Origin of the sequence: Streptomyces sp. ID05-39B, assembly GCF_033794725.1 — a bacterium.
GTDB lineage: Bacteria > Actinomycetota > Actinomycetes > Streptomycetales > Streptomycetaceae > Streptomyces > Streptomyces bobili.
The window spans coordinates 1-10301 of record NZ_JARGEF010000269.1 but is presented as its reverse complement, the minus strand read 5'-3'; the positions used below and the strand labels follow the sequence as shown (position 1 = coordinate 10301).

The 10301-nt window shown below is 71.7% G+C and carries 11 protein-coding genes and 1 pseudogene; 7 read left to right on the top strand and 5 right to left on the bottom strand.

Annotation, left to right across the window (positions count from 1 at the left end):
• The 4 genes and pseudogenes from P1P75_RS35395 to P1P75_RS35380 all read right to left on the bottom strand — a co-directional run.
• Positions 1-434 (bottom strand): annotated as a pseudogene (locus tag P1P75_RS35395) (hypothetical protein); the annotation flags it as partial.
• Positions 416-1156 carry an ABC transporter ATP-binding protein gene (locus P1P75_RS35390; RefSeq protein ID WP_086773095.1) on the bottom strand — a complete coding sequence of 247 codons (741 nt, stop codon included), beginning with the start codon at positions 1154-1156 and terminating at the stop codon, positions 416-418. The gene P1P75_RS35390 and the pseudogene P1P75_RS35395, both read right to left, overlap by 19 nt.
• 223 nt (positions 1157-1379) lie before the next feature.
• Positions 1380-2744 (bottom strand): aspartate aminotransferase family protein, encoded by a 1365-nt coding sequence (locus P1P75_RS35385; RefSeq protein ID WP_319263237.1) that lies wholly within the window; start codon positions 2742-2744, stop codon positions 1380-1382.
• A 19-nt stretch (positions 2745-2763) separates the two neighbouring features.
• Entirely contained in the window at positions 2764-3279 is a 516-nt protein-coding gene (locus P1P75_RS35380) for an Lrp/AsnC family transcriptional regulator (RefSeq protein WP_086773097.1), read from the bottom strand.
• Positions 3280-3465: 186 nt separating this feature from the next.
• On the opposite strand from P1P75_RS35380, the gene P1P75_RS35375 reads away from it, so the two are divergent.
• The 5 genes from P1P75_RS35375 to P1P75_RS35355 all read left to right on the top strand — a co-directional run bounded on the left by P1P75_RS35375 (position 3466) and on the right by P1P75_RS35355 (position 7292).
• Positions 3466-4914 (top strand): gamma-aminobutyraldehyde dehydrogenase, encoded by a 1449-nt coding sequence (locus P1P75_RS35375; protein WP_319263234.1) that lies wholly within the window; start codon positions 3466-3468, stop codon positions 4912-4914.
• Between the two features lie 399 nt (positions 4915-5313).
• On the top strand, positions 5314-5679 hold the full coding sequence (locus tag P1P75_RS35370; protein ID WP_319263232.1) for a sortase-dependent protein: 366 nt from the start codon (positions 5314-5316) through the stop codon (positions 5677-5679).
• Positions 5676-6296, top strand: a complete 621-nt coding sequence (locus P1P75_RS35365) for a class F sortase (RefSeq protein WP_319263230.1) — start codon at positions 5676-5678, stop codon at positions 6294-6296. Before P1P75_RS35370 ends, P1P75_RS35365 begins: the two co-directional genes overlap by 4 nt.
• On the top strand, positions 6293-6784 hold the full coding sequence (locus P1P75_RS35360; RefSeq protein WP_319263228.1) for an RNA polymerase sigma factor: 492 nt from the start codon (positions 6293-6295) through the stop codon (positions 6782-6784). The genes P1P75_RS35365 and P1P75_RS35360 overlap by 4 nt, the downstream gene beginning before the upstream one ends.
• Positions 6768-7292, top strand: a complete 525-nt coding sequence (locus P1P75_RS35355; protein ID WP_319263225.1) for a hypothetical protein — start codon at positions 6768-6770, stop codon at positions 7290-7292. Before P1P75_RS35360 ends, P1P75_RS35355 begins: the two co-directional genes overlap by 17 nt.
• Before the next feature lie 58 nt (positions 7293-7350).
• On the opposite strand, the gene P1P75_RS35350 is transcribed toward P1P75_RS35355, so the two are convergent.
• Positions 7351-8292: a hypothetical protein gene (locus P1P75_RS35350; protein WP_319263223.1), complete on the bottom strand. Its 942-nt coding sequence runs from the start codon at positions 8290-8292 to the stop codon at positions 7351-7353.
• A gap of 176 nt (positions 8293-8468) precedes the next feature.
• On the opposite strand from P1P75_RS35350, the gene P1P75_RS35345 reads away from it, so the two are divergent.
• Together P1P75_RS35345 and P1P75_RS35340 are read left to right on the top strand one after the other, a co-directional pair.
• A complete protein-coding gene (locus P1P75_RS35345; protein ID WP_319263221.1) occupies positions 8469-8993 on the top strand; it encodes a hypothetical protein in 525 nt (174 codons plus the stop codon).
• 339 nt (positions 8994-9332) lie between these two features.
• Positions 9333-10301: sigma-70 family RNA polymerase sigma factor (locus tag P1P75_RS35340; protein WP_319263219.1), on the top strand; the 969-nt coding region annotated here is incomplete at its 3' end.

The window sequence follows — 10301 nt, the reverse complement described above, 5'->3', positions numbered from 1 at the left end:
GGGAGGGGGAGGGGGAGGTCCGCCGCCAGGAACGAGGCCGCCGCTCCGTCGAAGGGCATGCCCGTGAGGTCGCCGCGGAGGTGGAGGAAGAGGAGCAGGGCCAGCATCGAGCCGACGGCGGTGGACAGGGCCGTCGTGGTCGCCGAGATCGCCATCAGGCGGGCGGGGCCCAGGCCGATGGCCGCGAGGCCGGGGCGGGGGCGGGTGCCCGGGTCGGTGCGGGCGACCGCGAGGGCGAAGTGGACGGTGGCGGCCAGCGGCACGGTGCACCAGGCCAGCCGGAGCGCGGAGCCCGCCGTGGTGCCGGGGTGGCTCAGCGCGTGGCCGAGGGTGCTCAGCAGGAGGAAGCCGGTCCCGGCCGAGGCCGTCGCGACGAGCAGGCGGCGCAGTTGGACGGCCGGACGGGCGCTGCGGGTCAGGCGGAGAGCGAGCACGCCGCCCGGCCTTCCGACTCGGTGACCGGCGGCAGATGGACGGTGCGCACCCGGCGCCCGTCCAGGAGGGAGACCGTGCGGTCGGCGAGTGCCGCGGTGTCGGGGTCGTGGGTGGCCAGGACGACGGTGATGCCGTGCGAGCGGGCCGCCGTGGTCAGGGTGCGCAGTACGTGGCCGCGGTCCGCGCGGTGCAGGGGGGCCGTCGGCTCGTCGGCGAAGAGGACCGACGGGGCCGGCGCCAGGGCGCGGGTGATGCAGACGCGCTGGCGTTCCGACTGGGTCAGTTCACAGGGCCGCAGGCGGGACTTGTCGCCGATGTCGAGGCGTTCCAGCCACTCCAGGGCGGCGACCTTGGCGCGGCGTCGGCTGGTGCCGCGCAGCATGAGGGGCAGGGCAGCGTTCTCCCACACGTTCAGCTCGGGGACGAGCACCGGGGCCGGGTCGATCCAGCCGAAGCGGTCGCGGCGCAGCCGTTCGCGGGCCATCGGTCCCATGGTGTGCACGGGGACGCTGTTGAACCAGACCTCGCCGCGCTGGCCGCGGGCCAGCCCGGACAGGCAGTGCAGCAGGCTCGTCTTGCCGCTGCCGCGTGGTCCGGTGACGGCGAGGATCTCGCCCTCCCGCACGCCGAGGGACACTCCGCCGAGCGCGGGGGAGCCGTCGGGGTGCGTGTAGTGCAGGGAGCGTGCCCACAGCACGTCGTTGTCCGGCGGGGCCTCCATGGGCGTACACCTTCGTTCAGATCCGTAGTTCCCGTGTCGTCCCCCGTCCGGGGGAACGAAGACGGGGCCGATCGGTCACTGGCACGCTAGGCAGCCCGGCTCGGGCATCCGGACAGCACACGGCCCCGGGTCGCCGTTTCTCACTCGAACGGACGGCACCGGGGCCGGTGTTGATCACCTGAGAGGAAGATCCCGAAAGAGCAGCGGGGAGTCCCGGGGACCGTCAGAGCTTCGTCCAGGCCTCCGTCAGGGTGGCGCGCAGGATCTGCTCGATCTCGTCGAAGGTCTGCTGGTCGGAGATCAGCGGCGGGGCGAGCTGGATGACCGGGTCGCCGCGGTCGTCGGCACGGCAGTACAGGCCGTTGTCGAAGAGGGCCTTGGACAGGAAGCCGTACAGGACGCGCTCGGTCTCCTCGTCGGTGAAGGACTCCTTCGTCACCTTGTCCTTGACCAGCTCGATGCCGTAGAAGAAGCCGTTGCCGCGGACGTCGCCGACGATCGGCAGGTCGTACAGCTTCTCCAGGGTGGCGCGGAAGGCGCCCTCGTTGTCGAGGACGTGCTGGTTGAGGTTCTCGCGCTCGAACAGGTCGAGATTGGCGATGCCGACGGCCGCCGAGACCGGGTGGCCGCCGAAGGTGTAGCCGTGCAGGAAGGTGTTGTCGCCCTTGTAGAACGGCTCGGCCAGGCGGTCGGAGATGATGCAGGCGCCGATCGGGGAGTAGCCCGAGGTCATGCCCTTGGCGCAGGTGATCATGTCCGGTACGTAGTCGAACTTGTCGCAGGCGAACATCGTGCCCAGGCGGCCGAAGGCGCAGATGACCTCGTCCGACACGAGCAGCACGTCGTACTGGTCGCAGATCTCGCGCACCCGCCGGAAGTAGCCGGGCGGGGGCGGGAAGCAGCCGCCCGCGTTCTGGACCGGCTCCAGGAAGACGGCGGCGACCGTGTCCGCGCCCTCCATGAGGATCTGCTGCTCGATCTGGTCGGCGGCCCAGCGGCCGAAGGCCTCCGGGTCGTCGCCGAAGAGCGGGGCGCGGTAGATGTTGGTGTTGGGGACCTTGTGCGCGCCCGGGACGAGCGGCTCGAAGGGGGCCTTCAGGGCCGGCAGGCCGGTGATGGACAGGGCGCCCTGCGGGGTGCCGTGGTAGGCGACCGCACGCGAGATGACCTTGTACTTGGTGGGCTTGCCGGTCAGCTTGAAGTACTGCTTGGCGAGCTTCCAGGCGGTCTCGACCGCCTCGCCGCCGCCGGTGGTGAAGAAGACCTTGTTCAGGTCGCCGGGCGCGTGGTGCGCGAGGCGCTCGGCCAGCTCGACGGCCTTGGGGTGGGCGTAGGACCAGATCGGGAAGAACGCCAGCTCCTGCGCCTGCTTGAAGGCGGTCTCGGCGAGTTCCGTGCGGCCGTGACCGGCCTGGACCACGAACAGGCCCGCGAGACCGTCGAGGTAGCGCCTGCCCTTGTCGTCGTAGATGTAGGTGCCCTCGCCCCGGACGATCGTCGGGACGGGCGCGTTCTCGTACGAGGACATGCGGGTGAAGTGCATCCACAGGTGGTCGTACGCGGTGCGGCTGAGGTCCTTGGTGCTCACGGTTATCGGGTCCTCACGGTTATCGGGTTCCCCACATGTAGGTCTGCTTCTTGAGCTTCAGATAGACGAAGCTCTCGGTGGAGCGCACGCCGGGCAGGGCGCGGATGCGTTTGTTGATGACGTCGAGCAGGTGGTCGTCGTCCTCGCAGACGATCTCGGCGAGGACGTCGAACGAGCCCGCGGTCATCACCACGTACTCGACCTCCGCCATGTCGGTGAGCGCGTCGGCGATTGCCTCGGTGTCGCCCTCGACGTTGATCCCGACCATCGCCTGCCTGCGGAAGCCCACGGTGAGCGGGTCGGTGACGGCGACGATCTGCATCACGCCCTGGTCGAGCAGCTTCTGGACGCGCTGGCGCACGGCCGCCTCCGACAGGCCGACGGCCTTGCCGATCGCGGCGTACGGCCGGCGGCCGTCCTCCTGGAGCTGCTCGATGATGCCGAGACTGACGGCATCCAGCTGAGGGGTGCCGTTCTTTGACTCGCGGGAGTCCCGGTGCTCTGCGCTTCGACTGGCCACGACGTCACTCTGCACGAGGTCTCGATAGTTGCGCAAGGTGAAGGCGATGAAATTCGTTGTTTACGCCGCTGAGACTTGCGGATTTCGCAGGAGCGACGCGAGCGGGGGTGTTGGAAACGTCGGTGGGCCGATTAGGGTGGGTGTCTCAGTGATTGGACACTTCGACCCTGACAACTTCGACCCTGACACAGGAGGCCGGCAGTGAGCACCGAGCCGCGTGGGCTGCGCACCCTACGGAACTACATCGCCGGTGAGTTCCGGGACGCCGCCGACGGACGGACCACCGAGGTGGTCAACCCCGCGACCGGCGAGGCGTACGCGACCGCGCCGCTGTCCGGACCGGCGGACGTGGACGCCGCCATGCGGGCGGCCGCGGCTGCCTTCCCGGGCTGGCGCGACACCACCCCGGCCGAGCGGCAGAAGGCCCTGCTGAAGATCGCGGACGCCTTCGAGGAGCGCGCCGAGGACCTGATCGCCGCCGAGGTGGAGAACACCGGCAAGCCGATCGGGCTCACGCGGTCCGAGGAGATCCCGCCGATGGTCGACCAGATCCGCTTCTTCGCGGGCGCGGCCCGGATGCTGGAGGGGCGCTCCGCGGGCGAGTACATGGACGGCATGACCTCGATCGTCCGCCGCGAGCCGGTCGGCGTCTGCGCGCAGGTCGCGCCGTGGAACTACCCGATGATGATGGCCGTGTGGAAGTTCGCCCCGGCGATCGCGGCCGGCAACACGGTCGTGCTCAAGCCGTCCGACACCACCCCGGCCTCCACGGTCCTGATCGCCGAGATCATGGGCTCGATCCTGCCCAAGGGCGTCTTCAACGTGGTCACCGGCGACCGTGACACCGGCCGTCTGATGGTGGAGCACCCGGTCCCGGCGATGGCCTCCATCACCGGCTCCGTGCGCGCCGGCATGTCCGTCGCCGAGTCCGCGTCCAAGGACCTCAAGCGCGTCCACCTGGAGCTGGGAGGCAAGGCGCCCGTCGTCGTGTTCGAGGACACCGACATCGCCAAGGCCGTCGAGGACATCTCCGTGGCGGGCTTCTTCAACGCCGGCCAGGACTGTACGGCCGCCACCCGCGTCCTCGTCCAGGAGGCCGTCCACGACGAGTTCGTGGCGGCGCTGGCCAAGGCCGCGTCCGAGACGAAGACCGGTCAGCCGGACGACGAGGACGTGCTCTTCGGCCCGCTCAACAACCCCAACCAGCTCCAGCAGGTCACCGGTTTCATCGAGCGGCTCCCCGCCCACGCCAAGGTCGAGGCAGGCGGCCACCGGGTCGGCGACAAGGGCTACTTCTACGCCCCGACCGTCGTCTCCGGCCTGAAGCAGGACGACGAGATCATCCAGAACGAGGTCTTCGGCCCGGTGATCACCGTCCAGTCGTTCACGGACGAGGAGCAGGCCGTGGAGTGGGCCAACGGCGTCGACTACGCCCTCGCCTCCTCGGTGTGGACCAAGGACCACGGCCGCGCGATGCGCATGTCCAAGAACCTCGACTTCGGCTGTGTGTGGATCAACACCCACATCCCGCTCGTCGCCGAGATGCCCCACGGCGGCTTCAAGAAGTCCGGCTACGGCAAGGACCTGTCGGGCTACGGCTTCGAGGACTACACGCGGATCAAGCACGTGATGACGTCGCTCGACGGGTAGGCCTGCGGCGGCTGGGCCGCCCTGTCCTGTTTCGCCCCGGACGGGAGTTCGCCGTCCGGGGCGGTGCCGTGTGGTGGAAACCGGTGGCAGGGCTCGGCGGCTCCGTTCGACGGTCGGGCCCGGTGGCCGGACTCGGCGGCTCGCCCCCGGCCTCGCCGCCGCGCTGCCGTGCGCCCGCCTCCCCAGCGCCCGCCTCCCCAGTGCTCACCACCCCAGCGCCCACCGCCTCGCGTCACTTCGCCGTCCCGGACGGGAGTTCTCCGTCCGGGGCGGCGAAGCGCTGTGCGGAGCGTGGCGCAGTCCGGCTTTGCCATTTCTTTACAACCTGTGTCCCCGCTGTCTCGTCTCTCCGCTCGATCCGTCACGCAGCCCGTGCGGACCGACGAAGGAGAGCGACTCATGCGATTCACACGACGAACCGGCTTCACCGCCCTGGCAGTCGCGGGCACCGCCCTGCTGATCGGCGCGGGGCCCGCGTTCGCCGACGGGGGGACGCCGACCCCCGTCCCGTCCACCACCGCGACGGCACCCACCCCGGCTCCCGCCCCCAGCGAGGCCACCCCGGAGCCCGCGCCCACCGTGGCACCGGGCTCCGGCGAACAGGTGCCTGTCGTCCCCCGCGGGGCCGCCGACACGGGTGAGGGCACCACGGCCGCGTCCTCGCCGGGCGACGGCACGCTGATCGGCGGCTCTGTCGCGGTGGCCTTCGCCGCGGGCGGCGCCGGGGTGTACGTCCTGCGTCGCCGGAGGACGACCGGCGCATGAGCCCGTACTCCAGGCGCGCCTTCCTCGCGGCGGCCGGCGCCGGCCTGCTCGCGGGCTGCTCCGGCGGCGACCCGGCCGACCGGGCCGTGAGCACGACGCCCTCGGCGACCCACTCAGGGGCAGCGGCGGGAGCGGCGGGAGCCGCGCGGCCGCTCGAACGCTCGGCCCCCGTGGCCCTGCGGATTCCGGCCATCGGGGTCGACACCCCGGTCGTACGGCTGGGACTGCAGGCCGACGGCAGTGTGGAGGTGCCCGCCATCACCGCAGACGACCGGGCCGGCTGGTACCGGTACTCGCCGACGCCCGGCCAGACCGGGCCGTCGGTGCTCCTCGGCCATGTCACGGTCGGGAAGTACGGCGACGGCGTCTTCCGCCGGCTCGACCGGCTGCGGCCGGGCGACGGGATCACGGCGCGCCTGGAGAACGGCACCACCGCGGAGTTCGCCGTCACCGCCGTACGGACCGTCGGCAAGAAGGAGTTCCCCACCACCGACGTCTACGGGAACGTGGACCGGCCCGAACTGCGTCTCATCACCTGCGGCGGGCCGCTCACCGGCGACGAGTACCGCGACAACGTGATTGTGTTCGCGGTCCTGACATCTGCGGGAGAACGGTGAAACGATCCCGCGAGAGGGCGGCGGCCGAACTGTTCGCCGCCCTCTACCCGCGCCTGGCCGGCTGGTGCCGCCGGCTCGTCGACGACGACGAGACCGCCCACGAGATCGCCTCGGAGGCGTTCACCCGGCTCTGGGCCCGCTGGACGGCGGTCGCCGAGCCGCAGGGTTTCCTCTACGTCACCACCGCCAACCTGGTCCGTGACCACTGGCGCAAGCTCGAACGCGAACGCCGGGCCGTGCGCCGGGCGACCGTCGAGGCCGCGGTCAACCCGCCCGCCCAGCCCGCCGACCCGTCGGTACGACTCCTCGTGCAGTCGCTGCCCGACCGGCTGCGGGTGCCGATCCTGCTGCACTACTACGCTGACATGCCGATCCGGGAGGTGTCCGTGCTGACCGGGCGCAAGGAAGGAACCGTCAAGGCCGATCTGCACGCGGCCCGCGAACTGCTCCGCGCACACCTGGGGAGAAGCCTTGATCACGCACGCTGACGACGCGGGCGACGGCACCGACCACGCGCCCGACGATCCGCTCACCGTCATCCTGCGGCCCCCGAACGGGCATCTCGCCCCGCCGCCCGGCCACTTCGAGTCGGTCCGCCGCGGCGCCGTCCGCCGTCGCCTGCTGCGGACCGCCGTCGGCGTGGGCGTCACCTGCGCGGTCGCGACCCTGGCCGTGCTGCCGCTGCGCCTCGGCGGATCGCAGGCTCCGGCCGCGCCCACCGTCCCGATGGCCCCGCCGCCCGCGAGCAGCGCGCCGCCCGCGAGCAGCGCACCGGCCGTGCGGACTCCGATTCCGACTCCGTCAGCCGTCCCCTCCGCCACAAGCCCTACGGAGAGGAACCGGACCCCCGAACCCGGCACCGACACCGACGTGCCCGCACCCGGTCCGGACAGCACCAAGTCGCGCCCGACCGCCGCGCCGGAGCCGTCCGCCGAGACGAACGCGCCCTCGACCGCGCCCTCGATCGCCCCCTCCGAGGCCGGAACGCGCCGCTGAGGCCGGTCTTGGTACCCGGCCGGCACCGACGGGAGGGCCCAAGTGCGCTGATGCCGCCTCAGTGGCCGTGCGAGGTTCCCTCCTCGTGCGTACCCGGGCCGGTCTCGGGCGCCGCCTGCGCACCGGTCCGTACCGTGAACGCCGCCGTGCGGACCGTCCCGTCGACCTTGAAGTCCAGGAACAGCCGGTAGGTGCCGGTGCTGGGCGCGGTGGCGGCGAAGGACACCTCGGGCCCGGACGTCGCGTCGCCCTCGGCCTCCTCGTGCGGGTGGACGTGCAGGTAGGCCAGGTCACCGGAGCGCAGGGCGACCAGGTGGCCGTAGGCGCCGAGGTAGGGCTCCAGGTCGGTGACCGGGCGGCCGTCCCGGCGGACGGTGAAGGCCAGGTCGCTCTCGCCGCCCGCGGTGAGGGTGCCCTTGAGGGCGACGGTGTAGCCGTCGACGGTGGTGGTGGCCGCGGGGGCGGGCGGTTCGCTCGCCCGGTAGGACCCGGTGACCGTCAGGTCGGAGCCGAGGGTGAGGCCCTCGTCCTCACCGGCGGGCACGAAGTCCGCGAAGACGCGGTAGCCGCCCGCGGCCGGCAGATCCACCGGGATGCTCCAGGTGCCGTCGGCGGCCCGGACGGGATGGAGATGGCGGTACGTCGTCAGCTCGCGTGAGGCGAGGATCAGGTGGAGCTGCTTGCCGTGGGCGGTCCGGTAGCGGGTCACGGGGTCGCCGTCGGCGTCCCGGACGACGAAACGCAGGGTGCTCCTCTTCCCGGCCGGGACGGCGGTGGTCTCCAGGTCCAGGGAGTAGCCGTCCTGGGAGACCTGGAGGCCGGCCGGGAGGAGATCCCCGGCCGGGGGCTTCTTCGCCGGCTCCGTGCTGTGGCTCTCGGTGTGTCCGGCGGCGGTCGTCTCCTGGTCGAGCGGGCCGAACGCCGTACCGACCCCGTAGGCGGTGCCGAAGGCCGCGGCCAGCGCCGCCGTGAACGCGCTGATCTTCTGCAAGGGGTTCATATCGGGGCTCCCGACTCTTCTCTCTTCACCTGCCGTCATGCATACCCATGGGGGGTATCCGTGATGGGCACTCTATACCCCCGCCGGGTATCGAGGGAAGAGGGGGGCGGGTCGTCGGCGCGGCGGGGTGCCCGAATGCTTTTGAACATGTTCAACTCGCGGCGTACGCTGCCGGCATGAGCGACAGAGCCGCCCTCCTCAAGGGCATCCGAGCCTGGCTTGTCTTCTTCGTCGTCTGCCTGGTGCTCAGCGGCGCCACGGCCTTCCCGCTCGTGCACGAACTGCGCTGGACCGAGGACCTGTTGCGGGCCCTGTCCGTGCCGGAGCATCTCCCCGGCTTCATGGACTGGATCGTGCGGGTGCGGCAGGGGCTCGACGTCGTCGACGCCGAGTACCCCTTCATGCTCTACGGCACCGACTGGCTGGCCTTCGCGCACCTCGTCATCGCGGTCGCCTTCTACGGCCCCTACCGCGACCCGGTCCGCAACATCTGGGTCGTCGAGTTCGCGATGATCGCCTGCGCCGGAATCATCCCGCTCGCCCTGATCTGCGGGCCGGTCCGCGGCATCCCCTTCTGGTGGAGCGTCATCGACATGTCCTTCGGCGTGTTCGGCGTGATCCCGCTGTACGTCGTCCGGCGGAGGATCAAGCGGCTGGAGGCGCTCACCCCACCCAACGCCTGGGCGCCGGCCACTACTTGAGGGTGCGAGGGCGATGCGCTCGGCCACCGGGTTCATCCCTTCGCCCTTCGCGTCCGTCGCGCCCGTCGCGGGCTGACCGAGCAGGCCAGGGTGTCCGGCTGAGGTCCGGCTCAGGTTCCGGGTCCCGGCGATCAGCGCGAGGCCGACCGCCGTACTCGCATCGCTGGAGCCCGGCGCTGTAGGTGGCTCCCTCGACGGTGTTGTCGGGGATCGGCCCCCAGAGGCTCCCGGCCGGTGCTCGGTGCCCGGAAAACTGTTATCGCGCGGGCCCGCGATCCGTCTCCAGGATGTGATCTCCGACATTGCCAAGCGCACACCCCTTGCTGACAAGGTGCGGGCATGAGCACGAACGCGGACCGTGGAGACGGGCGGCACTGGCACGCCACGATCGCCGCCGCGCAGGCCGGTGACCGGCAGGCGCTGGACGAGCTGGTGGCGGGCTGGCTGCCGCTCGTCTACAACGTCGTCGGCCGCGCGCTGAACGGTCACGCAGACGTCGACGACGTCGTCCAGGAGACCATGCTGCGCGCCGTCGACCACCTCGGCTCGCTGCGCGACCCCGACAGCTTCCGTTCCTGGCTGGTCGCGATCGCCATGCGGCAGATCCGCGACCGGGCCCGCCGCCGCACGACCCAGCCACTCGACGACAGCGTGCCGGCCGGCGGCGCCGCCGACTTCGCCGAACTCACCGTCCTCAAGCTCCAGTTGGAGGGGGAGCGACGCGAGGTCGCGGAGGCGGTGCGCTGGCTCGACGACGAGGACCGCCAACTGCTCTCGCTGTGGTGGCTGGAGGTCGCCGGTGAACTCAGCCGTCGAGAACTCGCCGCGGCCGTGGGCATCAGCAGGCAGCACGCCGCCGTCCGTGTCCAGCGGATGAAGGAACGCCTGGAGACCTCCCGGGGCATCGTGCGCGCCCTCGACGGCGCCTGCCCCGGCCTGCGCGATCTCACCGCCCGCTGGAACGGCCGCCCCGACTCGGTGTGGCGCAAGCGGCTGGCCCGGCACATCCGGGGCTGCGGCTACTGCGGCGACACCCGCACGTCGGTGGTCCCGGCCGAGCGGCTTCTCGTCGGGATCGCCCTGGTGCCCGTCCCCGTCGGCTTCACGCTGTCCCTCGCCCTCGGCGGCAAGACCGCCGCGGCGGCCACCACCGTCGGCTGGTCCGCGAAGCTCCTCACCGCGCTGACCAAACCGGCCGTCGCCGTCACCGCGGGCGCGACCATCGCGGCCCAGCCGACGGGGGCGGGCGCCGCGGCGGTGCTGCCCCCGAGGGCGTGGGACAGCCTGAGGCCGCCGGGGCCGGGGACT